Raw genomic sequence first — 23,956 nt, 5'->3', positions numbered from 1 at the left:
ATATATTACTAAGAGATTCCCTTAGTAGAAATGCTATTACCTCCCGTAATTTTATAATATAAAAGCACAGAGGTTATCTTTAAATGGTGCTGCGTTTAATGGAAATCATACTACCCTCATCTGAGGTGAACTTACCCCAGCTTAATAGCCTGCTGGAAGATCACGAAATCCTGGGCTACTGGGAAGTTGGTTTAACTGAGGAATTAATCCTGGTGCGGGTACTCTTACCGGCTATTGAAACCGAATCACTGCTGGATAAAATAGAAGATGCCTTTGGGGGCCTGGAAGGATTTAGAATATTTATTATTAATGTAAAAGCCACCTTACCCCGTGTTAATTCTAATAACAATCCTGCTGAAGAAATGGCTGAGGAAATTGAAGATGAAAAGAAAGTGGAAAGAGTTAGCCGGGAAGAACTCTACTCCTCCATATCCCAGCTAATGGACTCACCCCTTATTTTCAGTGTACTCATGATACTAGCCTCTCTGGTAGCCGCCATCGGGGCCCTAAAAGATAATGTGGCGGTTATAATTGGGGCCATGATCATCGCCCCTATGCTCAGCCCTAATGTGGGCTTTGCCCTTTCCACCGTACTATCAGATAAGGACCTGGCCCGAAAATCCATATACTTCAATGCCCTGGGAATATTTATTGGATTTATAATAGCCTTTATAATAGGGTTAATGGTTCCGGTGGATCCTACTGTTCCTTCCATATCCATAAGAAGTGATTTAGCCATGGGAAGCGTGGTTCTAGCCTTCGCTTCAGGAGTAGCCGGCTCACTGGCTTTTACCACCGCATTATCCTCCATATTAATTGGGGTGATGATTTCAGTGGCCCTTTTACCTCCCCTGGTTATAGTGGGCCTTTTAGCCGGGGCAGGTTACTATGACCTGGCCGGGGGAGCAGGATTACTATTTATCACCAACCTGGTGGGGGTGAACTTTGCCGCGGTACTCACCTTCTGGGTGCAAAAAATAAAACCCCTGGATAAAGAAGAAGCTAAATCAGCACGTAAATATACCTATGGGGCCTTAATAGCCTGGGGTGTTATACTTTTTGCCCTATTAATGCTGGTCTTTGCCCGTAACCTGATTTAAATTTAAAAAAATGGGGGAATTAAATTCACCACCGAAAAGATTTCACTAAAAAATGCCTTAATTATCAGCACCGCTTTATTAACTGCCTATATCACCCTGTCTATACTTCTGGATCTGGATTCCCGGGCCTTATTTAGTGATATCACCTTTCCTGTTTTTAGTTTAATGGCGGCTATTTGTCTTTTTTATGCCGCCTGGAAGAAGAAAGCATCTAAAAAGGATTACCTGCCCTGGCTACTTTTTGCCCTGGCCCTGTCATTTTACACTCTGGCAGACACTACCTGGGCCTTAATGAGCCTTATATGGCAAATAGAACCCTTCTTTTCTGTGGCTGATATTTTTTATCTGGCAGCCTACCCCTGCTTCATACTGGGAATAATATTTCTACCCCACCAGAAACTAACCTCCTTAAAAAAATACATATCCCTGATAGATGTGGCCTTGATACTGGTAGTCACCTTCACCCTGGCTGAAATTTTCTTAATAGAACCCAGCCTGACAGACCCTAATATTGGTTTTTTGGCCATCCTCCTGTCGGTGGTGTACGTGGCCCTGGACATGCTAATTTTAACTGCCATCTTACGCCTGGCTTTTGGTAGATTAAGCCGGGGTAATGTTCCTTTACTATTTATAACTTTTGCTCTGGTCTTGCAGGTAGCAGGAGACTTCATATTCAGTTACCAGACCATCAATGGCCTGTACCTTTCTGGTGGTATTCCAGATGTCATCTTCATAATTTCCTATGTATTTTTTGCCCTGGCCGGCCTATCCACTGCCGGTGTTATCTCCTGGGGCAAGGAACTTAACATAACCCCCAAAGTCAAAAAAGCACTGGATGGGGAATCCCTTTTTATATTTATTATCATATCTTTTTTCTATATCCTGGCCCTGTGGGTCCACACCTTTAGTCATGAACGTTTTGAAGTGGTTTTAATTTCCCTGGCTTTAATATTATTACTGGTATTCATCCGGCAAGCCCTTTACAACCGTGAAAACCGTAGACTATATCTAGAATCTCTACAATCACAGATGGATTTAAAAAAAAGTTACTACTTCCTGCAAAATATCATCGATGCGGTGCCCCAACCCATATTCTACAAGGATAAAGAAGGGCGATATAAAGGATTTAACCAGGCTTTTTTGGATCTTACTGGAAAAAAAAGGGAAGATTTAGTGGAAAAAACTGCCAAAGATGTTTTTGGTGAGAAATTAGCCCGGGAATATTTCCTGCAGGACCAGGAACTAAAAAAAGAAGGAGGGGTGGTTAATTTCGAATCCCGGATAAGGGATAAAAACGGTGATATGAGGGATGTTATATTTTACCGCACCACCTACACCGATCCTTCAGGAAAATACCAGGGCATAACTGGATCCATCACCGATATAACACCTGTAAAAACAGTACAAAGGGCTTTAAAAGAAAGTGAGGAAAAATATCGTAGTATTGTGGAAACTGCCCAGGAAGGTATCTGGATTATAAATAAGACAGGAGATACTATTTTTTCCAATCCCCGTTTAAAGGAAATGCTGGGTTTAAGTACCCGGGAAAAGCTGGAAAAAAATATCAAAAACTACCTGGATGAAGATAAAGCTTCCCTGATTATAGAAGATATGGACAACTGGAGAGATAAACTAAAACCAGTTTATAACCTGCACCTGCACCGTGGTGATGGGGAGAAAATATATGTACAAATGGCCACCTCTCCCATAATAAAAGATGAAGAGTTTCAGGGCATATTAGCACTTTTATCAGATATAACTGATCGTAAAAATGCAGAAGAAAGATTAAAATCTTCTTTAAATGAAAAAGAAACTCTGCTAAAAGAGGTGCACCATCGGGTTAAAAATAATCTGCAAATAGTTTCCAGTCTCCTGAGTCTGCAGTACCGTAATGTGGATGATGAGCTCTCCCGGGATATTTTAAAAGAAAGCCAGAGCAGAGTAAGATCAATTTCCCTGGTACATGAGGGTATCTATCTCTCCCGGAATATTTCCCGGATAGACTTTAAAAATTATATAAACCGCCTGGCCACCGATCTGCTCTACTCCTACCAACGCCAGGAGGATATAGAGTTAAATATCTCCACCGATCCGGTGGAGTTTAATATTGAAACTGCAGTCCCCTGCGGTCTGGTGATAACCGAACTGGTATCCAACAGTATTAAACATGCATTTCCCGAGGGTAAAGGAAAAATTGATATAGAATTAAAGGTTCTGGAGGATAAATATCGTCTTATAATTCGGGATAATGGACAGGGCCTTCCAACTGACTTTGAAAGTCAGATAAAAACTTCTCTAGGTATGCGCCTGGTGGATAGTCTGGTGGATCAACTGGATGGTACCCTGGAGTACCGCACTAATGGAGGCAGTGAATTTAAAATCATATTCCAGGAACTGGATTATGTGGAGCGGGTGGGGTTTTAGTTTAAGGTATTTAAAATAAATTTTTCTAATCTTTTCCAGGAAACCTTATTTTAAAACAGGTCCCTCTAGTGTTATCCAATTCTATTTCACCATCTATCTGACGGCATAAATTATTAACCAGCTGCAATCCTAAAGAATCAGTATTCCTCCAGTCTATATCCTCCCCTATTCCTACCCCATTATCAGCTACTTCCACCTGGATCTCGTTATCACTACTTTTTAAATGCACCTTGATTTCACCTTCTTTTTCTACAAAGGCATGTTTCAGGGAATTGGTTATGATCTCATTTAATATCAGTCCCAGGGGTATGGCGGTATCCACATCCATTAGAATATCATCTACATCCATCTCCAGATTAATTATTTTTCCCTCCCCTGAATAGGTACCAATTAATTCATTCACCAGGGCCGAGATATAATCCTTTATATTTATACTTTTTAAGAGTCCGGACTGGTATAATTTTTCATGTATTAAGGCCATGGATTTAGCCCGGCACTGACTATCTTTGAAGATGGCCAGATCAGTTTTATTCTCAATATAATCTGTTTGCAAGGACAAGAGGGAGGATATTATCTGCAGGTTATTTTTTACCCGGTGATGAATTTCTTTCATCAGGACTTCCTTTTCCTGCAGGGATTTTTTTAAATCATCTTCAATTTGTTTTAGGGAGCTTATGTCTTTAACTGTGGCAAAATAATAGGTTTCACCTTCAGGGCTTTTTAAACTGGAGGGAGAAACAATCACCGGGAATAATGAACCGTCTTTTTTCTTAAATACTAATTCAAAATCATCCATATCGCCACAAATAACTTCATTTAGTATCTTTTGAGTGGCAACATTATCCCCCCAGTAAGGGTGGGGTGGAACCTGGCCCAGGAGTTCTTCTCGCCTATAACCGGTCATCTGACACAAAGCAGGGTTAACCATCACATGTTCGCCATCTTTTGTTAAAACCGAAAATCCATCCCGCAGGGAATCTATTATCTTTTCTAAGAAAATCCTGCTTTTTTCCAGCTCCAGCTCCACTTCTTTTAATTGGGAAACATCCCGGGCAATGGCTATAATATTCAAGGGATTACCTTCTGCATCAGGAACCAGGGCCGCATTCAATATAGCCGGTATGGTCTTACCATTTTTATGTTTTAAATTAACCTCCTCCTGGTGGAGATAACCCTGATTCAACAGTATTTTAAGTTTTTTCAGGGGAAATTCTTTTTCCAGCAAGATACGAATATTTTTACCCTGTACTTCCGGGCCCCATCCCAGGTTCTCCTGCAGGTAAGGATTGGTAAGTTCGATATTACCTTCAAAGTCAATGATGGTTAAATAATCAGGGAGGGTGTTTATAATCTGGGATAGTTCACGGGACCGGGCTATTTCACTTTGAATCATTTTACGGTCATTAATATCCCGGGCCACACTTAAAATGAGTTTTTTTCCCTTAAATTCCACCACCCGGGCATTAACCTCCACCGGTATGATGGTACCATTCTTATGCTGGTGGGCGGATTCAAATAAGAGCTGACCTTTTTTCTTTAGTTCATCCATCCTGGATTTTATCTCAAGGGCATATTCCGGGACATCAAAATCCCTTAAATTAAGTTTTTCCAATTCTTTTTTAGAATAACCCCGGCTCTTCCAGGCAGTGTCATTAAAATAAATAAAATTTCCCTGAAAATCATGTAAAAAAATAGAATCAGTAACCTGATTTAAAATCTCTTCTTTTAAATCAAGTTCAGTTTGTAAATTAATAGAGGAAGAGTGAATAGAATTGTTATTTATAGTATTATTTCTATTTGACTTATTATTATCATTAGCAGCATAATCCTTTTTAACCATTGTTTTTTTACTGGTAGCTTTAATGGAAGGATTTTTTTTCATTCAAATCCTCTTTTCTTTTTGATTCAACCTGATTTCCTTATTAATATATGATTCTAATTAAATATTAAATTATTTATTTTGAGCTTATCTTTTTAGATAGTGAGTTTTTATTCTTAGCCACTAAACAGTAAAAATATTACTCACCCATTATAAATTATCCCCATGCCTCTGGTAAAGGACACCCGATCTTATGCCCTTATAATCGCCCTTCTGGCCTCATTTTTAACCCCATTTGTAGGGTCATCTATTAACATTGCTCTCCCGGTAATAGGCCGGAACCTGGGTATAAACGCCCTTTTTTTAGGCTGGATACCCACCATCTACCTGCTGGTTTTGGCCCTACTCCTCATCCCCATGGGACGCATATCTGACATATATGGAAGGAAGAGAATTTTCCAGTGGGGTATTATCATCTTCACCATCTCCTCACTTTTAGCATCATTTTCGGTAAGTGGGGAAATGCTCTTATTTTTCCGGATTGTGCAGGGAGTGGGATCCGCCATGATATTTGGTAATGTTTCAGCTATTGTGGCCGCTGTATTCCCGGTGATGCAACGGGGCCGGGCTCTGGGCTGGGCTGCCACTGGAGCCTACCTGGGATTATTTTTAGGACCACCACTGGGAGGTTTCCTAACCCAGAACCTGGGATGGCAGAGTATATTCTACTTCAATGTACCCTTAGGAATATTCTGTGCTTATTCAGCCCGTAACATTAAAGAAGAATGGAGGGAAGCTGAGGGTGAGAGATTCGATTTAAAAGGCACCCTGATTTTGAGCACCTCCCTTCTATTGTTTATGATGGGACTATCCTTCTTACCTGATACTGCCGGGTTGATATTGTTAGTAATGGGATTACTGGGAGGGGTGGTCTTCTACTACTTTGAATCAGGGTTAAAAAGTCCGGTATTAAAGGTGGAGTTATTTAAAAATAAGGCCTTCACCTGGAATGGGGTGGCGGCCCTTATAAGTTACACTGCAGCTTACCCTATCATATTCCTCCTCAGCTTCTATTTGCAGTATGTATTGAATTTAAGTCCCCAGTGGGCAGGATTGATTTTATCAGCCCAACCTTTGTTGATTGCCGGATTGTCACCCTATGCCGGTCGTATGTCTGATATGAAAAATCCCAGCAAGGTGGCTGCCAGGGGTATGGCCTTTATTATCCTTTCTCTTATAATATTTTCTCTTTTACCCTGGATTGAGAGTATCTACCTGGTACTTACTGGACTGATATTTTTAGGTCTGGGCTTTGCCCTTTTTGCTGCTCCTAACAGTAACCTGGTTATGAGCTCTCTTTCTGAGAAGTACTTCGGGGTGGCAGCCTCCACCATTACCTCCATGCGGGTTATGGGACAGATGCTAGGCATGGGAATAGCACTCTTACTCATAAACCTCTATCTGGGAACGGCGGATATAAAACCAGAAAATATAGTACTTTTTTTGGAGGTTATGCAGATTTCTTTTATTATATTTGCGTTTTTAAGCTTTTTTGGATTTGTAATCACCTACCAGGGCCGGGACATTGATTAAAAAAAACTTATTTTTTTTTTTTTAAAAGGGAACAGGTATTAAAAATACCCTTATAGGGGGATTATCCCTAATTTTAAGCTAAACGTCTATTTTTAAGTAATAAAGATACAGATTTAACTATAGTTATCTAATGAGGTTTACTTTTGGCAGGGATAAATAAATAAATAAGATAAGGCAGAATATATTAAATAACGAATTTTAAGGGGGATAAGCCATAAAAAAATCCCATAACTCCACTATAAAGATACCTTACCAGGAATTAAGTCAAAAAATACCTTTAAAAACAGCCTGGGTAAATCAAACTAAATCTGGTTCTTATCTTTTGGCCTTAATAATTATTATTTTTTCCACCTTATGTATCCTGGGGTGGTTATTCCAGTTACCCTTACTTAAAGGGGAAATATTAAATTCCCCTGCCTCCCGTTTAAACAGCCTGCTCCTATTTTTAGTAACAGGTGGAAGCCTTTTAGTACTAAACCGCCGGTCATCTACTAATATCAACTTGTTGGTGAGTATCATAGGGCTTTTTATTTTCCTGGTGGGATTTTTTACCACCATGGCCAATATCACCGGTACCTTAATATTTTCCATTCCTGGTCTGGAAGTGGAGAGCCGTCCTCTTAGTTCCTTTAATTTTATCCTGTTTGGTGGGGCCTTATTTTTATTTTCCAGAAAAAAATTCTTCTCTATAGCCCAGATTTTCAGCTTTCTAGCAGGTTTAATTGGCTACATGGGTCTTATGATTTATCTTTTTGGTGCAGCCCACATACTCTCTTCTAATATTTATTCTCTCATGGCCATTTATTCGACAATCCTGCACACCCTGGTGGCTTTGAGTTTATTATCTTTATATCCTCAAGAGGGAATTATCCGCATTTTACATGAAGATCGTTATGGTAGTTACATGGCCCGTAAAATGCTCCCGGTGTCTCTTTTAGCTGTAACTCTTATCGGGATTTCATCTTCTTTTTTAGTGGATTTTCTGGGTTTTAGTGCCAATATGGGGGAAATATTAATCATGGTAATGGTGGTGGGGTTCCTCTTTCCTTTTATCTTATGGACTGCCCATTACCTCAACACTCTACATCATAAACAGCAACTATATCAACAAAGAGTTAAGATTATTGAAGGTTTCTATGAGGATACCCTGGAGGGACTGCTGGAGGGGGTGCTGGTAACTGGGGGAGTAAATGAAATCATCTACTACAATTCCCATATGCAGGAATTATTCCCGGAACTGGATAAACATGTTAAAAAGTTAAATGATTTCTTTCAGGATCGAATACCTGAACTAAAAAGTTATTATAATAAATCCCGAACTGAAATGGTTCCTATATCGATTCCAGCTATTAAAATTCGGGAAAAATACTTAAGTGGGTGGATAATACCTCAAATGAATGACGGCATTTTTAATGGCTCTATAATTACCTTTTCTGATGTGACCAAACAAAAAGAGGCAGAACTGGTACGGGAGAGTTCCCTTAAAGAAAAAGAATTATTACTGGGTGAGATCCATCACCGGGTGAAAAATAATATGCAGATAATATCTTCCTTACTGCGCCTGCAGGGAGGACAGTTTACACAGGAAGATGTAAAAGAGGCCTTTACTGAGAGCCAGAACAGGATAAAAACCATGGCCCTGGTGCACGAGACCCTCTATCAGAGTGATAGTTTCTCCCAGATAGCCTTAAGTTTATTTATCCAGAAACTCATTAATGGTTTATTGAGCACTTTTCAACCCCATGGCGGGCCAATTAGACTTGAATCTAAACTGGACCCGGTTAAGTTAGGCATCGATCAGTGCATACCCCTGGGTTTGGTGCTTAATGAACTGGTTACCAACTCCTTTAAACATGCCTTTCCTCATAAAAAGGAAGGTACCATAACCGTAATTCTCCAAAAAAAAGATCAAAAAATAATTTTAAAAGTTAAAGATGATGGGGTGGGTTTACAAAACCGGAAACTGGAGGATGCCCCTACCCTGGGCCTTACCCTGATAAAGGGCTTAGCCGAGCAACTGGATGCTGATTTACATTTTGAATCCAATAATGGCTTGGAAGTGGAAATATCATTCCAGGAAACAGGTTATGATGAGAGGATTTAAATAAAGGCATGAAAAAATATTTTAAAATAATCCTTTATTTTTTATTATAATATAATCCCCCTTTTTATTCCTCATTTTCAGCCACACAATACCGGCATAGGGATTCTTTATCCTTTAGGAAAATATTTTTTCCAGTGCAAATAAAATGAGATCCTTTTTTATAAACTTTTTTACCATTATCAAAAACTATTCCTGGGGGATGTAATGGTTTTTTTGCAATAAAGGAAAGGTAAATGGATATTAATTTAATAAATTCCCGGAACTCAACCTCATCTGGTGCATATATACTAAAAAAATAGTCTATTCTTCTTTTAAAATCATCTAAATCTTTTTTATTAATATCCTCTTCCAAACCCTCGTATTTTGAATCCATTATTTTTCTAAAATTTTCCTGATTATAGCCGGATATAATACTCTCCACAGAATCATCCCCGGGCTTATATTTGGGATCAGGGAGTAAATCATGGTACTTTTTAATATCTGCTTTTATTTGTGATAGTAAAGTGCTGGCTTTCATTTTTATTCCATTTGATTATGGGGGTAATCTACTATTTTTATTTATCCTTAAGGTTTAGTAGTATTAATATTTATTTTTCCTGATGGTTTAGTAGTATTAATTTTTATTTCTGAAGGTTTGGTAGCATTAATATTATTTTTATCTTTCAAGGGTTCAGTTAATTTTTGTGGTAAACTGGCTAAAAGAGTTGTTTTGAGGTTTCTAGTTGTTTTATCTTAACAATATTGCCTGCATAAAATAGTAATTCTTTATTAATACCAGTATACATTATAAATTATGGAACCCCGGATTTTGATTGTGGAAGATGAGGCCATAACTGCCCTGGAGATTAAGCGCAATCTTCATAACTGGGGATATGAGGTGGTAGGCCATGCTTCTAAAGGAGAAGCGGCCATTGAAATGGCCCAAAAACTTCTCCCTGATTTGATTTTAATGGATATAAATTTGCAGAGTGGGATGAATGGTCTGGAAGCATCCTGTAAGATACTGGAATTTATGGATATCCCTATAATTTTTCTCACAGCCCATGGTAATCAGGACTATATGGAAAAAGCCCGGAATACAGGGGCGGTTTACTATATACTCAAACCCTTCCAGAACCATGAATTAAAATATGCCGTAGAAAACAGTTTAATCCACCACCAATTAAATCAAAAACTAAAACAAAGTGAAAAATCATACCGCTCCCTGGCGGCCAACATTCCCGGTATAGTGTACCGCTTCCATAAAGAACAGGGACAGACAGAGTTTTTCAATAACATGCTACAGGAAATAACCGGTTTTACCTCGAAGGAACTGAATAATGATTACCAGTTCCCTATAAACTCTCTGGTTATAGATTCGAACCTGGATGAAATCAGAACCATTATTGAGAATGCCCTGGTGAAGGGTGAGGCATTTTCTTTGGAATATCAGTTAAAAGATAAAGAGGGAATAATAAAAAGAGTGGTGGATAAGGGCCGGCCCACCTTTGATGATTATGGTAATCTGAAAACCATTGAAGGAGTTATATTTGAGTTGGAAAGGGAGATTTAAAAAGGGTTTAATATTTTTAATTACTTTTTTAAAACCTTATACTGATTTTTTTATAATTACTTTTTAAAAACAGGTTATATTATGATTAAATCATTTTTTAGTTTTTTCAACCGTTATACCTGATTTAAATTATTTTTTTTACTTTTTAAATCCTTTAAGTAGCTCGTCTAAATCCCCTACAAATTCTAAACCCGCACTGGTACCTTCTCCCTCAAAGAGAATCTCCTTATCTTTTAAAAGCTGGAGGTGGATGGTGGAATTAAGAGACTCATTCACCCGGGAGGACATCTCACCCACCGAAGGGGCAGGTAAATCCACACCTTTACTCCTCCGGGCACTAATTTTAAGGGTTAAATCCTTACGGGTTATAGTTATAGTTATCTGTTTCTCGTTAACATCTAAGTGCTGGACTTTACTCCGGTTATAGGCGGTGAACTGGTATAATTCTCCTTTATATAAAAATCCAAAAATAAAGCCGGTGAAGTAATTCCTTAACCAGGGTATAATGGCCACCGAACCAAAAAGTGAAGTTTTATCCTCTTTAAAATGATTGGTCTGCATCCAGATCCAGGAAGAAGGCATGGAACTACCCCAGTCCTTTTCCAGGTAACCCTTACCCTGGTTAAAATCTATTTTTTCATCACCCTGTTTTAAATATCCAGAAAGGGAGTGATCCATACTGATAACCCCATGGTAGCACTCCATAAAGGGTATAAAAGCAAAGGGCCCCATCACTCCTGGTGAATATAATTTAACCGGCCAGGGACTTAAATCACCAAATTTTATACTGGCAGTGATGTTTTTTAACTTCAACTCTACACCCTGCTCTGAGAATAAATTATCCCCAATCTTCACCTCAAATTTATCTTTAGATGCCTGGAAGTCTTCTAAGGGGAAAGTAATGTAATCCATGTGGTGGGCCCGGGCATCAAGGACCATGATGAAGGCATGGGAATCTTTACCATCCGGGGTAAGGGATACTCCAGGTATGAGGGCCAGGGCCCGGGATTCATCTGAATTTATTAACTTGAAGTACCATCCTTCAAAGTATCCCTTCTTTTTAAGGGATCCCTGAAATACGGCGGGTTTCCATAGGGTGGGCATGGTGATATATGGGGAGCTTATTTTAGATATAAATTATGTTTTTTTATGCAAAGAGACATTAAGATGTAATTATAGATTTTAAAGGTATATTTGATATTTTTACCTTTTTTTCTAAATCATAATTTATTTAGTTTAATTCAAAAGGAGTATCAGAAAAAGCCTTATATATTAAATTTTATAATAATTAGTTGATAGATAAAGATATAAATTGAGGTATTATTATGGCAAAGGAAATTGTCCCCACACCCGTATTAGAAGGTAAAGATGCCTATAATTTTATCATGGAAATGGAAAAACCAGCAAGTATTGAAAAAAAGAAAATGTTAGATGAAATTGATAAAAAGAATAAACCCCTTCTTTTATAATTTTATCATTATTTATGAAAATCCAGGTACATGGATATAGTCTGATCTTCCCGGGGATTTCGTTTATATTTGATTAATTTTCTTTTTTCCTGGGGAAATATTTTGAATAAATATTTATCATATAGCCATTTGTTTTTAAAATAAGCATCCACAGTTATAAATCGCATTCCAATCTTTTTTGATAACTCTTTAGCATTGGCAATAGTCAATTCTACTAATTCTGGTCCAATCCGGTTTCCATGGTATTTATAACTAACTGCCAGCCTACACAGTTTTAATGCAGGAACATTCTCATAATTTATTTCCCGGTCTATCAACTCTTTTTTATCATAAGAATCCAGCTTCTTAAAGATTATGGAATCACTGCACCAGGTAAAATAGGCCACAATATCTAAATTATAAGTACATATGTAAGTAACATTTAGTTTATTACTCATTTGATGATGTGCATTTTCCATTAAAAATTCATTTAGATCACTTATACCACAATCAAAGCATTTAAGCTCATGATTGTTATCTAATTTCTGAATTTCTAAATCATCAAAAGTTATTTTAACCATAAATTAAAATTGTTAATAATCATAATAAATTTTTGGTAAATTATCGTACCTAAAATATAATTTTATAATAAATCTAAAAAATAGCTTAAATGGTCTAAATGATATCACTCTAAAAAAAGGTTTTTAATTTAAATAGTGGCAAATAAGATATAAAAGGATGATTCCCCATGCAAAAAGACTACCTTCCCAGGGAAATGATTATAAACTATACAGATAATCAGGATACCCGCCGCATCACCCTGGAATATGATACTCTGCACCTGCAAGACAAGGAGTACACCCCGTCACGTGGTGAATGGGAGGAGTTCTGGGAAAAATTAGAAGAAATAGGTATCTGGGACTGGGAAGAAAACTATGAAAAATGTACCATGGTGGAAGACTACCACTGGGAAGTAACCATCCTGACCAACTCCATCAACATATACTCCCAGGGATGTAATGACGGACCGGTACATATGGTTAAAGGAGAATTTAAATCATCTTTAGATGAATTCTGGGATGCCCTGGAGGATCTATGTGGATGGCGGATTGATTACTAAATATATCCTATTTTAAATTCTTAGCCTACAGGATGACTTGAGGGGGCAGGGCCTAGGTTTTTTATAAATGTTCCCGGACCCCTTATCTAAATATTAATTTTAAATAGATTTAAAATGATACTTCCAGGTTACTTTTTACTTTTACTTCCAGCAGGAAATATTTTAGGGTGAAGTTTTTTTAAGGGTGAATACCTAAAAAAGGGTGAATACCTAAAAAGGGGAGAATTTACCTAAAAAATAGGCAGAAAATAAAAATTATTGAAATGCAGTCTTTTTTTAAAAAATTTCAGGAATTTGTTCTTAAAAAAGGAATATTTTAAAAATTATCTCTTTAATTAAAGTAAAAAGGGAAACACTAAAAAGAGAAAACTATTGGATAATCCGTGGGATAGAGTTATTCCAAATATGCTGCGGGTTTTATAGAACACCACCCCGTAGAACATGGATACACTAAATACGAATATTAAATCCAGCATAGATTCCCAGCCAATGTGCAGACTGGTAAATAGTAAGGATACATAGAACGCACTCATCAATCCTCCCATGATATTCTCTACATTTTTCTGGATAATACCCCTAAATAAAAGTTCTTCAGCCAGTCCAGTGGAGATAATGATAAAACTGGATCCTAAAAGGAGATAATAGGGATTAAATACTGGTATTAAGGGGTCTGGACGTAAAATCAGGTACTCGATTAGACCTAAAACCACTCCGGTAAGGGCCACCATTATCTGCAGGGGTAGTTTACCCCACACGAGACCCACACTTTTCAGGGTTAATTTCTGGGCCCTTATAATCACCACTGATGCGGCAAATAAGGGTATGGATATGATGGGGAACCAGTACAGGGCCGGTATATTCAAAATAGGAATGGATAACCCTACTATACGAATCATAGGCAGGGCCATCATGGACCGCAAAACATTGGCGAAGGAATAATTGGTACTTAAACTGGAGTTAATTAAAAGCCCAAATAAGATAAAGGTATGTAAGAGTAAACCCACCTCCACATTAGTATAGGTGGTGACCACTTCTGCTCCAATTAAGATTAAGAGGTAACTTATAAGGATAAGTGATTCTTTACGGGTGGGTTTAACCTGGGATAACTTATCCTTGATACTATCAATTTGTTCATGGATATATGCCGGCTGATGTTCAGCGGGGAACTGTTCTAAATGAGCCTCATGGTGTTTGAGGGCATCTCCATAGGCACCCTGCACTTCATAAGTCTCCCCCATAAGAGCGGAGATATCATTATAGGACTCCTTATCATCAATCTTTTTAAATTTATAGAGGGCCTTTTGATAGTAGTGCCGGGCCTCTTCATAATCCTTATTTTTATCATGGATAATTCCTATATTGGCCAGGGCAAAACCTTCACCTAAGCGGTCTTTAGGTCCATGATATTCCTTCTGGCTTTTCTGGTATAATTCCAGGGCTTTATCATCATTTTTAAGTGCCGCCTGGATATTGCCCATTTCTAATAAGCAGTCTCCCCGGGAGGTTTTATCTGTAAATAGATTTAAAGCTTTTTTATAAAAACCCAGAGCTTCTTTATACTGTCCTTTATCCTGGAGTGAGGTGGCTTTTTGGTAATATTTTTCAGCATCCTTTTTTTGTAACTGATAAGTTTCTTCTAAGAGGGATTCAATCTCACGCAGAGATTCTTTATCATTTTTTATCTTTTTTTTAGCTTTTTTATAGGAATCCCGGGCTTTTTGGTAATTTTTTAAATGGGAGTGGATAACTCCTATATTAGCCAGGGCAAAAGCCTCACCCTCCTGGTTTTTAGCTTTCTGGTAGTGTTCTTGACAGGACTGATACATCTTTAAGGATTTATCACAGTCTTTTAAAGCAGCATAACTGTTACCCATCTCCAGGTAGATGTTTCCCATTTGGTCATGATTTTCAGTTGCCTTTAATATTTCTAAAGCTTCCTGGTAGTTTTCCAGGGCTTTTTCAGGTTTACCTTCCTCATAAAAGGTATACCCCTGGTTGAAATAATTATCAGCTTCCCTTTCCATGAAAATCACATTTAAATTAAAGTTTAACTTTTTTAGAAAATAGTTCAATGGTATTAGTTAAAGATATTATCTTATCTGGTTTCAGTATAAGTTAATTGTATTTGTTTTAAGTTACTATCTTGTCTGGTTCTGTATAATATAAGTAATGGTTAAGGTTTAGAAATATATTTTATAATTAAAAAAAGTGGGAAGTAGAATTTCATTTGTCATAAGGGTCTACTTCTAGTTATTAAAAGGAGCTATTATTTACCCTTACCCTACTTCTATATCTGTTATTAAAACCTGGTAACAGGTTTCATTTATCACCTCTACGGTTATATTTTTATTTTGAACATCATCCACTCTTAAATTTAGATTAACATCACAGTTCATTCCATTCCCGGTTTCGGTTTTAGTATTATTCTGGGCAAAGACATCCAGGAGCATATACTCAAATCCTATTATCTGGTAGAGGGGGGTCATAAAAATCAGGACCATTACTAGTAAACTTATTATGAATACTAAAACTCCTTTTTCTGCCACCGTCCCGGTTTTTATTCTTCTTTTTTTATTAAAACATCCAAATCCATCCTTATGCAGGGGATATAAGATGGGACTGGAATGGGTGTTGCAGCAATCCAGTACGATGTGGGTTAAAAAACCCACCACCAGGGCTATACCTATTTCTAGATTAAAAAGGGATACCAATCCCAGGGGTATGGTCCAGAATATGCTGTGACCCACCTCCCGGTGTTTACCGGTGAAGCGTTCTATGATATCTGGTAATACTGATATCCACCCGGCCAGGAAGACTCCCATCACACTAATATCCATGCCCATGATAAACATGAGGAAGATGTAGATAAAAAGGGCAAAGGCTATGTGGGTGTAATATCTCACCATTACCACCTGTTTATAGAATTTTTCTGATATACAACTTTAAATGATTTTATTTTTCCTTTAGAGTTTTTTTTAATTCTTATTTTTATTTTATAGTTTTTAAAAGCCATGGATTACACCTTTATTTAAATTGTCTTCTTAGACTTTTCCTCCCACATACATCATACTACGCACCATGAGGAAGGAAAACCAGGCGGCTCCCAGTAACATGGTTGCTATGGCGGCGGTGGAGGCGCTTCTTAAATAGGCTAAGAATATCAGGATACCCACCACCAGGTAGAGGGGGTAGGTGATGTTTATCTCATTTTTTCCCGTATCTTTTTCATATTCTTCTTTATTTATCAGGGTGAAGGTCTGGTAGAACTTGTAGATTTCCTGTTTGAAGTGATAGTTGAAGCTGCAAAAAAATAGTACCTGGCCGGATTGCCACAGGGTATGCAGGGTGTGGGCGGATCTCCAGGTAAGGACCTGGAAGTGGTTAAAGAAGATTATAAGGATATCATCTCCCAATTCCTCTAAGAGTTTATCCCGAAGTTCTGGTTGGTTTAATTTATTAATGACTTCATCTTCTTCATTACTTACACATTTTACGCATTTTTGAAGATTGTATTTTAAGGGGGTGGGTTCTCTAAGGAGTATGCACTTGTATTTTTCACTTAAAAGCTGGTAGTAGTCTTCCACCTCCTCCTGGTAGAGGAGTATGTTATTTCCCTTCTGGAGCAAATCTTCAATTTGTATTAATTTCATATCTATAATTATGATATACACCTATATAAATGTAATACTTTTATAAGAATTTTAATTAAAAAAGATATGGCCATATTAATTTAAAATAAGTTATTACTAAAAAAAAGGATTTTAGTTATTTTCGGGTGGATGTTCCTGGATTTTATAAAAACAAAGTAGATGGGGGATTTATAAATTCTCTGTGGGGTTTGAAGTAAAACTTAAGGTTATATATGGAGCTTTTTTTTGGATTAAAAATAATTGAAAAAAAATATTGAAAAAAAAGTAGCAGGGAGGGGTAAGTTAATTTTTAGATCTTTTTTTAAAGTTAGTGGTTTAAATGGACTAAAAAAACCCTTATACCTATTTTCAGGGGTTAAGCAGTTCTATTATCACATTTTTAATTAGCACTTACTTTCTTCTATGAATTTACTTATAATATCTTTAAGGGCCTGGGATCTGGTCTGGTATCCCTTGGATTTACTAATCTGGTCAAATTCCTGGACCATGGATTCGGGTAGAGTTATCTGGAGGGTTTGATTTTTTTCATTTTTAAGAGTCATGGAATAATACTCCTTCATTTTTTTAATGTATTAATAATAATTTTTATTATTATATATAATCTTCGCAGTTCTGGTATTAATTACATTAGTAAAAAGTCATAACCTTTATATACTTTAATATTTAAATTAAAAATTGTAATACAGGTGAGGTGGTGTCTACTTTTGGATTCCTCCCCAGCATTCAAATGTTAATTTCTAATTTTTAGACCACACCACCTTACTAATTACACTTTAATGTAAAAATCAGGATGTGGAGGCTTCTTAATCAGTATAATAGAAAAATAAGTAATAACATCAAATTATCTAATTCTAAAAAAAGATAAGTAATAAACTATAATCAAGAAAAGCTACTGGTGATTCATATAAGTTTAAACTTAATAATTTATATTTTATCCCGTGGAAGAAAAACAAATTAGATTCACTAAACATTGTGAAAAAAGATTAATTGAAAGGGGAATTACCAAAAATATTATTTATCATTGTCTTATTAAGGGGGAGCTTAAAGGTATATTAGAACAAAAAGAAGGATTTAAAAGTGAGGATAAATATAGGATTTATTACGAACATCTTGATAATAAAGTTTATGATATTATTATAATTATTTCTCTTGAAACTCCAGAAAAACATTTAATATCGGTGGTAACGGCATTTATTCAAAAAAAGAATAGAAGGGTGAAAAAATGATAAATAAAAAACCTGAAAAAATGGGCATGGAATATGATTTAAAAAATGATTCACTCTTTCTGTATAAAAAAGATAAAACAAATTATAATGAATCTATAGAAATTGGTGAAGATTTTATATTAGATTTTGATGAGAATTCTGTTCCAATATCTTTTGAAATGTTAGATGTTTCCAAAATTCTAGGAGTTAAAAAGTTTTCAGTTAAAAATCTAAAAAAACTCAGTGGTGTTATAGGAATTAGCAAAGACTCGATCAGGATAAAATTAGAATTTATAGTACCGGCTCACAGAGAAAAATTAAAAAAACCTGTTCTTTTTGAAGTACCTAATGATTTTAATTTACCAAACACCATTACTAATCTAGATTTAGCTAAAGCATAATACACCTTAATATCCCCTGGGAATATAGATTAGGGGCAAAATTTAAGGATTCTCATTTTTTTTTTAAAATTTTAAAGTTTTACATCTACTATAATAGGATCTTTTAGGGTGAGTTAGTGGAGCTGTAAAAATAATATGATAATTAAAAACATGGTTAAAGAGGATATTCCCCACCTTAAAGGTTTTCAGTTAGAAAACTGGCCGGATATCATCCCTGAATTTAAATTCTATATACAAAATTCCTTCACCCATCCGGTAAAAATCATAGACCAAGAAAAAATAGTAGGTATAGGATGTGCCCTGTCCTTTGGAAAAACAGCCTGGCTGGGCCACATCATCGTGGATGAAAAAAACAGAAATAAAGGGGTGGGAAGAAATCTCCTGGAGTATCTATGCACCTACCTGGAAAATAAGGGAGCTCTAACCATATCCTTAATCTCCACTCCGGGAGCATTTAAATTCTACCAGAAAATGGGGTTTCGCCTGGATACCGAATACATATTCCTGGAGGGGCAGAAACCATTAGAATCTAAAGCAGCACCGGAAATAGAAGGTTTAAGAAAAAAAGATCAGGAAGAGGTACTTAAATTAGATAAAAGGGTTAGTGGGGAAAACCGGAGCAGGGTCCTGAAAGATCATCTTAAAAATTCTTATATTTACCGGGATAAAGAGGGGATGCAAGGTTACTATCTTCCTCACCTGGGGGAAGGACTGATCATATCTCCTGATGAAATTGCAGGTCTGGAGTTAATGAAATTCAGATGTCAAAAAAAGAATCAGGGGGTACTGCCGGTGGATAATACCCGGGGAGTAAACTTTCTTTTAGATAATGATTTTCAAAAGATAAGACAGATAAACCGGATGGTCCGGGGTGAGGACTTAAGTTGGGATCCCTCTAAGGTATTTAACCGTATTTCCGGGAATATGGGGTAAGGAACACTTAATAACGATATATCAAGAAAAGTTACCCTTCTAGATAAATTTTTTACTTAAGAATTCCTAATATATTCATAGGATGAATAGAAAATTAGGGGTGATAATTATGGAAAGACCAACCATAGCACAATTAATAAAAGCATTAAATGGTGTAAATTACCCGGCTAGTAAAGTTGAGATTCTAGCCCGGGCCAAAGAAAATAAGGCATCCAAAGATATAATCCGGAGTTTAAAGACGTTACCAAAAAAGGATTTTAACTCTGTAAATGAGGTCTCCCGAGCATTTTCCAGAAAAAATAGGGATGCTTTCTGGTTATAAAGGCAGATAATATTTTTTTTTACTCCTCAACTTTAGGAAAAACAATAAGAGATTCCATTAAGGGGAATAGTAGGAGTGGCATTATTTAAAAAGAAGGGATGATGACCGGGAAAAACCAGCCTAAGCCACTAATTAGAATTTAAAAAAAATGATAGTATTTTTTTTTAATAGGCCTGGTACTTATGGGTATGATTTATTATTAGGCCCGGTACTATGAGGCATGAATCTTTAAGCATACCAATCTTCGAAAATCATAATTATCAGTATATTCTATTAAATTTATGCAGATTTTAATCAAGGCCAATGTGTGTTTCATATTTGATTATTTATTTTCGTGATGGGACATGAAGCTTAGAAAAGACATCATTTTACCTCCCCGGCTAAGATCCCGGGATGAGGGTGAAGAAAGACACGCGGAATGGCTGGAATTATTATATGATCTGGTTTTTGTAGCTGCTATTTCTATTTTAGCTCTAAATCTTAGTTCAGATTATTCATTTAAAGGCTTTATACTATCAATTCCCTTATTTTTTATCATCTGGTGGGGATGGGTGGGCCATACTTTCTATCTTACTAGATTCGGTACAGATGACCTTTTTAATAGATTTTTAACCATGCTGCAAATGGTTGCCGTAGCAGCCATAGCCGTAAATGTGGAAGATGCCTATAGTTTCAGTGGACCAAGTTTTGCAGTTTCTTATGCATTTTTAAGAATTATACTACTATATGCATATTATAGGGCGGGTAAACACCTTAAAGAAGCTAAACCCCTGGCCAATCATTATGTTAAGGGTTTTGGATTAGTGGCTTTAATCTGGTTAATATCGGCATTTGTCCCTATCCCTTTTCGATTTATTTTATGGGCAATAGCACTAATAATTGATATATTAACTCCCCTTACTGCTAGTAAAGAACAATTTAAATTACCCCCTCATTCTACCCATCTACCAGAACGTTTTGGTCTTTTTACCATAATATTAATAGGTGAAGCAGTGGTAAGTATTGTTTTTACCATAAATTCTATCGGATTTGTGTTTTTAGCTGAAATTACTGGTATATTTGGTTTAATAATTGCATTTTGTATCTGGTGGAGCTATTTTGATGAATCAAAAGGTGCCGAGGCCAAAGTAATTGAATCTGAAAATGAGGTTAGTAAATACCAGTTATGGTTATATTCTCACTTCCCCTTACTCTTAGGAGTAGCCACTCTGGCAATTGGCATAAAACACGTCATAGCCCTGGACCTGGATGAGATCCTACCCTCTTATGAGGCCTGGCTTATTTGTTTCTCCCTGGCCCTAACCTTTATATCATTAAATTTAATCCATTTATCCTCTTTTAGCCTGGAGGAGTGTAAAAATAGGGTATTAATAATATTCCGGATGCCTTATTACATGGTCATAATACTGATTTTATTGACCGGATTTTTAGGTGAAATGATCCCTGGCTGGGCCTTTTTAGGAATTCTAACATTTTTATGTGTGATAAAGGTTATTCTTTCCCTGAGAGAAACTCCAGAAGAGCTGGTATGTAAATTGTGAATATTAGTTTTAATTGAAAATTGGTAATAGATTCCCAGTTAAATAAAAAAAAATGAGTAGTAAATAAACTCACCCCCTGGGAGTTAATTTACGGGGTTAAATAGATGCTTATACGGGCATCATCTAATTCTGCACCTGATGGAAGAGAGGTATTCTGGGTTTGAATGGTTTCATCTCCTTTTATTAAAGATATAGTCAGGGTTTCATCGCTGGGCTCTTTTTTTTGGACTATAATTCTTAGACTACCGGTAATGCTGCCTAAATCAATGGTTTCATTACCCGTGCCTTCAATGGTGCGAGTTCCAGATGAATCGGTTATAGTACCGTTCCAGCTATCACCATAATCCACCACTAATTTTACATTGGATGATAGACATCCTGATGAGGCAACTACTAAAGTTACTAATATTAATAGGCTAATTACAATTTTTTTGGACAATTTAATCTACCCTCCCTGGGAACACCTTCAGAATATGTAAAGAAATAATTCTGGGCTTTAAATAAGAATTAGAATTAGAAGATATATATTTTTTAGGGGAGGTTTTAGATACTTAAACTGCATTTGCTGGATAAAATACTCATATTATGGTAGAGTATCTTTAGATGGGATTTAAATTATTATATAAAAAAAGAAGGGATTTTTTTTAAATCTCACCTTAATTAGAATCTAACCTTAAAGCATACTTATCCACTACTTCCTGTAGTTCCGCATCCTGGGGACAAATCATTTTAAATTTATTAAGATATACTTTAGCTTCATCTATTTTACCCTCCTCCAGGAGTAATTCACCTTTACGTAGATACACGTAAGGGTATTCCGGGTGATGAGCTAAAATATAATCCATTATTTGGTGGGATCTTTTATAATTACCTTCCTTACAAAAAAGGTAGGCTTTACTAAGTTGCAGCTCTTTTTGGGAAACATGAAGTTTAAAGGCTTTATTGATGTATTCTGCTCCTTCTTCTATTTTTTCCTGTTTTAAAAGAATATAGCCCTTTAAATTAAGGGGCATGGCGCCAGTATCATCATATTCCAGGGCCTTATCCACATACTCCTGGGCCAGGTCATATTCTTTTAAATTTTCATGGGAAATGGCCAAAAGTGAATAAAAATAACTCATCTGGAGTTTTTTTATTAGGGGCCAGGTTTTTAGTTTACCCTGCAGGGCCTTTTTCCGGGCCCTATCTAGTTCATCATATTCTTTCAGGCCGGATAAAGGCAGGGTTAAGGCAGCCCAGGCCATAATATCTTCCGGATTTTTTTCCAGTAAGCTTTGGAGGGCAGCTTTTGATTGGGCATAATCGCATATACTATTTGAAAAAACATCATAGTAGGGTTTCAGGGACCAGTAACCTAAAATGCCAACCATAATCTTGTAGCTGATTATTCCTATAATTATCAGGGCTAAAGCCAGCACTATATAATTAAAGCCCATATAGGGCATAAATAGTGCAGGTAGAATTAACCACCAGATGATTAATATCATGATCAACACATCTATATTACTTTTATGAAAAATTAGGCCGGTATCCCACAGGATATTATTTTCCATAATCTGATCCGATTCGGTAATCATTTTTAGTAAAATAAGTGAAAATATTCCTAAAGGCCATACTAAGTACTGGTAAAAAAGGATGCTTATTATAATTAGAAGGAAGGCCAGGGGATAGGTGGCCACCAGGAGGATATCTTTTAACTGTTTAGTCCGGGTAGGGGATGATTTATTCATTTTGGTGGGTTTGTTGATTCTTGATATTAAATATTGGGGTGGGGTTATTCAAATTTTCTGGCCTTAAGTCTTTTTAAGAGTTAATCACCAGCTAAAGCCTCCCGGGATAAAAATCTGGTGAAGTTTTCTATAATCTCCTCATTATCATTTTCTGATACTTCTACCTGGCAAATTACCTTGTTTTTAGAAAAATATTTAGGACGATCAAAGTCTAAATGATAAAATATCCAGCTGCGGCCATTGGTAAGCAGTCCCTTACTGACATTTTTTAAATCGCAATAATCTATTAACTGGGATCTATCATCTTCATTTAACTCATTATTGAAATTTTTAACTTACGATAAACATCTTATTGGTCTTATTCAGTCTAGCCAATAGTCCACTTTTTTGCGGCCAATACCATATTCTTGATTTACCTCACAGGGGTCCATGGTATTCCAACCTAAATACCGTAGGATGGGTATGATGAACATGGACTCAGTAGCTGCTTCATTATGCGGTATCAGGCAACACTTAGAATTATCACCAATGCCTTTTCGTATCATATCCAGAATAACAGCACAGTTAATATAATGATGCAGGGCTTTAATTTTACGAGTGGTTTCTTGAGAAATTAAATCTGGATTTTTTTCTAAAACCAGATCCTGGAATCTAACCCAAATAGGGTCTGGTATTTCATAGGCCCCGGTAGAAAATTTAGTTTGCCAGCCATCTAATATATTCCGGGATTTTAGTTCCTGGAGCTGCAAAGGTGGGGATAATTTAGATTTACGATGCAGGGTAATTTGGTAGAGATCCTGAGGGCTGTTATGGTATTCATTTTTTTGGGAGCTATTTACCGTGAAAAGATGGGAAAAACAGGTTCCGGGAGTCTTATTATATATAAGTACTATATCTCCCTTTTTTAGATATTTATTTAAAAATAGGTTTACATCTTCTTTAGTATGGATATCGTATCTTATGCGCGGATCTTCAATGGATATTAGCCACCTTTTCACCAGGATCACCTTTTTT

23 protein-coding genes are annotated in these 23,956 nt (G+C 36.5%); 12 read left to right on the top strand and 11 right to left on the bottom strand.

Annotated elements, in window-relative coordinates:
* The first annotated feature begins 83 nt into the window (after window positions 1–83).
* Window positions 84–1,100: a TIGR00341 family protein gene (locus HYG87_RS02150; RefSeq protein ID WP_211533598.1), complete on the top strand. Its 1,017-nt coding sequence runs from the start codon at window positions 84–86 to the stop codon at window positions 1,098–1,100.
* 165 nt (window positions 1,101–1,265) lie between these two features.
* Complete coding sequence (locus HYG87_RS02145; protein ID WP_211533597.1) at window positions 1,266–3,524, top strand: PAS domain S-box protein; 2,259 nt, start codon at window positions 1,266–1,268, stop codon at window positions 3,522–3,524.
* Between the two features lie 25 nt (window positions 3,525–3,549).
* Here the strand turns inward: HYG87_RS02145 and HYG87_RS02140 are convergent, their stop codons facing one another.
* Window positions 3,550–5,406 carry a PAS domain S-box protein gene (locus tag HYG87_RS02140; RefSeq protein ID WP_211533596.1) on the bottom strand — a complete coding sequence of 619 codons (1,857 nt, stop codon included), beginning with the start codon at window positions 5,404–5,406 and terminating at the stop codon, window positions 3,550–3,552.
* Window positions 5,407–5,568: 162 nt separating this feature from the next.
* On the opposite strand from HYG87_RS02140, the gene HYG87_RS02135 reads away from it, so the two are divergent.
* Together HYG87_RS02135 and HYG87_RS02130 are read left to right on the top strand one after the other, a co-directional pair.
* Entirely contained in the window at window positions 5,569–6,936 is a 1,368-nt protein-coding gene (locus HYG87_RS02135; RefSeq protein ID WP_211533595.1) for an MFS transporter, read from the top strand.
* A 322-nt stretch (window positions 6,937–7,258) separates the two neighbouring features.
* Window positions 7,259–9,040, top strand: a complete 1,782-nt coding sequence (locus HYG87_RS02130; protein ID WP_211533594.1) for a sensor histidine kinase — start codon at window positions 7,259–7,261, stop codon at window positions 9,038–9,040.
* 64 nt (window positions 9,041–9,104) lie between these two features.
* Here HYG87_RS02130 and HYG87_RS02125 read toward each other — a convergent pair whose 3' ends face one another.
* Complete coding sequence (locus tag HYG87_RS02125; RefSeq protein WP_211533593.1) at window positions 9,105–9,557, bottom strand: DUF2115 family protein; 453 nt, start codon at window positions 9,555–9,557, stop codon at window positions 9,105–9,107.
* Window positions 9,558–9,833: 276 nt separating this feature from the next.
* Between HYG87_RS02125 and HYG87_RS02120 the strand changes: the two genes are divergently transcribed.
* Window positions 9,834–10,592, top strand: coding sequence for a response regulator (locus HYG87_RS02120; RefSeq protein WP_211533592.1), 759 nt, complete (start codon window positions 9,834–9,836; stop codon window positions 10,590–10,592).
* Window positions 10,593–10,730: 138 nt separating this feature from the next.
* Here HYG87_RS02120 and HYG87_RS02115 read toward each other — a convergent pair whose 3' ends face one another.
* Complete coding sequence (locus HYG87_RS02115) at window positions 10,731–11,696, bottom strand: tocopherol cyclase family protein (protein ID WP_211533591.1); 966 nt, start codon at window positions 11,694–11,696, stop codon at window positions 10,731–10,733.
* A gap of 221 nt (window positions 11,697–11,917) precedes the next feature.
* Between HYG87_RS02115 and HYG87_RS02110 the strand changes: the two genes are divergently transcribed.
* Window positions 11,918–12,061 (top strand): hypothetical protein, encoded by a 144-nt coding sequence (locus HYG87_RS02110; protein WP_211533590.1) that lies wholly within the window; start codon window positions 11,918–11,920, stop codon window positions 12,059–12,061.
* A gap of 8 nt (window positions 12,062–12,069) precedes the next feature.
* Here the strand turns inward: HYG87_RS02110 and HYG87_RS02105 are convergent, their stop codons facing one another.
* Window positions 12,070–12,621, bottom strand: coding sequence for a hypothetical protein (locus HYG87_RS02105; protein WP_211533589.1), 552 nt, complete (start codon window positions 12,619–12,621; stop codon window positions 12,070–12,072).
* Window positions 12,622–12,788: 167 nt separating this feature from the next.
* Here HYG87_RS02105 and HYG87_RS02100 point away from each other — a divergent pair, with 167 nt between their 5' ends.
* Window positions 12,789–13,160 carry a hypothetical protein gene (locus HYG87_RS02100; protein ID WP_211533588.1) on the top strand — a complete coding sequence of 124 codons (372 nt, stop codon included), beginning with the start codon at window positions 12,789–12,791 and terminating at the stop codon, window positions 13,158–13,160.
* A 335-nt stretch (window positions 13,161–13,495) separates the two neighbouring features.
* On the opposite strand, the gene HYG87_RS02095 is transcribed toward HYG87_RS02100, so the two are convergent.
* From HYG87_RS02095 to HYG87_RS02080, 4 genes are all read right to left on the bottom strand, one after another.
* On the bottom strand, window positions 13,496–15,184 hold the full coding sequence (locus HYG87_RS02095) for a tetratricopeptide repeat protein (protein WP_211533587.1): 1,689 nt from the start codon (window positions 15,182–15,184) through the stop codon (window positions 13,496–13,498).
* A gap of 252 nt (window positions 15,185–15,436) precedes the next feature.
* Complete coding sequence (locus HYG87_RS02090) at window positions 15,437–16,066, bottom strand: metal-dependent hydrolase (RefSeq protein WP_211533586.1); 630 nt, start codon at window positions 16,064–16,066, stop codon at window positions 15,437–15,439.
* 135 nt (window positions 16,067–16,201) lie between these two features.
* Window positions 16,202–16,810 carry a hypothetical protein gene (locus tag HYG87_RS02085; RefSeq protein WP_211533585.1) on the bottom strand — a complete coding sequence of 203 codons (609 nt, stop codon included), beginning with the start codon at window positions 16,808–16,810 and terminating at the stop codon, window positions 16,202–16,204.
* A gap of 383 nt (window positions 16,811–17,193) precedes the next feature.
* Window positions 17,194–17,352 (bottom strand): ribbon-helix-helix domain-containing protein, encoded by a 159-nt coding sequence (locus HYG87_RS02080; RefSeq protein WP_211533584.1) that lies wholly within the window; start codon window positions 17,350–17,352, stop codon window positions 17,194–17,196.
* 396 nt (window positions 17,353–17,748) lie between these two features.
* Here HYG87_RS02080 and HYG87_RS02075 point away from each other — a divergent pair, with 396 nt between their 5' ends.
* From HYG87_RS02075 to HYG87_RS02055, 5 genes are all read left to right on the top strand, one after another.
* Window positions 17,749–18,036 carry a DUF4258 domain-containing protein gene (locus HYG87_RS02075; protein WP_211533583.1) on the top strand — a complete coding sequence of 96 codons (288 nt, stop codon included), beginning with the start codon at window positions 17,749–17,751 and terminating at the stop codon, window positions 18,034–18,036.
* Window positions 18,033–18,416: a DUF2283 domain-containing protein gene (locus HYG87_RS02070; RefSeq protein WP_211533582.1), complete on the top strand. Its 384-nt coding sequence runs from the start codon at window positions 18,033–18,035 to the stop codon at window positions 18,414–18,416. Before HYG87_RS02075 ends, HYG87_RS02070 begins: the two co-directional genes overlap by 4 nt.
* A gap of 135 nt (window positions 18,417–18,551) precedes the next feature.
* Window positions 18,552–19,349: a GNAT family N-acetyltransferase gene (locus HYG87_RS02065; RefSeq protein ID WP_211533581.1), complete on the top strand. Its 798-nt coding sequence runs from the start codon at window positions 18,552–18,554 to the stop codon at window positions 19,347–19,349.
* A gap of 109 nt (window positions 19,350–19,458) precedes the next feature.
* On the top strand, window positions 19,459–19,671 hold the full coding sequence (locus HYG87_RS02060) for a DUF2795 domain-containing protein (RefSeq protein WP_211533580.1): 213 nt from the start codon (window positions 19,459–19,461) through the stop codon (window positions 19,669–19,671).
* 344 nt (window positions 19,672–20,015) lie between these two features.
* Window positions 20,016–21,212, top strand: coding sequence for a low temperature requirement protein A (locus tag HYG87_RS02055; RefSeq protein WP_211533579.1), 1,197 nt, complete (start codon window positions 20,016–20,018; stop codon window positions 21,210–21,212).
* An 88-nt stretch (window positions 21,213–21,300) separates the two neighbouring features.
* Here HYG87_RS02055 and HYG87_RS02050 read toward each other — a convergent pair whose 3' ends face one another.
* The 3 genes from HYG87_RS02050 to HYG87_RS02040 form a co-directional block, all read right to left on the bottom strand.
* Entirely contained in the window at window positions 21,301–21,651 is a 351-nt protein-coding gene (locus tag HYG87_RS02050) for a hypothetical protein (RefSeq protein WP_211533578.1), read from the bottom strand.
* A gap of 217 nt (window positions 21,652–21,868) precedes the next feature.
* The gene (locus tag HYG87_RS02045) at window positions 21,869–22,942 is read right to left on the bottom strand and encodes a tetratricopeptide repeat protein (RefSeq protein ID WP_211533577.1); all 1,074 of its coding nucleotides are present in this window, start codon (window positions 22,940–22,942) and stop codon (window positions 21,869–21,871) included.
* Window positions 22,943–23,304: 362 nt separating this feature from the next.
* Window positions 23,305–23,940: a hypothetical protein gene (locus HYG87_RS02040; RefSeq protein WP_211533576.1), complete on the bottom strand. Its 636-nt coding sequence runs from the start codon at window positions 23,938–23,940 to the stop codon at window positions 23,305–23,307.
* Between the last annotated feature and the right edge of the window lie 16 nt (window positions 23,941–23,956).

It is taken from the genome of Methanobacterium alkalithermotolerans, from assembly GCF_018141185.1.
Taxonomy (GTDB): domain Archaea; phylum Methanobacteriota; class Methanobacteria; order Methanobacteriales; family Methanobacteriaceae; genus Methanobacterium_F; species Methanobacterium_F alkalithermotolerans.
This window is presented reverse-complemented; position numbering and strand designations above follow the sequence as displayed.